Below are 381 nucleotides of genomic sequence, written 5' to 3' on the forward strand. Positions count from 1 at the left end.
CCAAACGTCGGGGACGGCGGTGCGGCCTTCGTCGGGTCCGTGATCGGCTGTTTCGTTGTGTCGATAGCGCTATTCGGAATAGTGCCGTCGTCAGTAAACGTGATGTTGTCCGTGGATTGTTGCCCCACCGTCACCATCAGCCCGTACGTCGAGCCCTGTGTGCGTCCATACACTCGGTAGCCAGTAGCCAGAGGCATACGCGGCCACGACAGCGTAATAGAGTTGGTGGTTGTGCCGCCCGTCGCAATCACCACAACTTCCGCGCTCGACGCCAACGATTCACCGTTGAAGCCGACTGCCGACACTTGATACTGATAAGTACCAGCAGGCAGAGTACCGACCGTCGAGCTACTAGTTGCAGAAGGTTGAGCTGGTGCCGGG

General features: G+C 58.8%; 1 protein-coding gene. It reads right to left on the minus strand.

The annotated features are described in order from the left end of the window. Positions 1-381: hypothetical protein (locus tag AC1RPG_RS08380; RefSeq protein ID WP_481762531.1), on the minus strand; the 381-nt coding region annotated here is incomplete at both ends.

Source organism: Dellaglioa sp. CoH-57-MRSF-18, assembly GCF_056781995.1.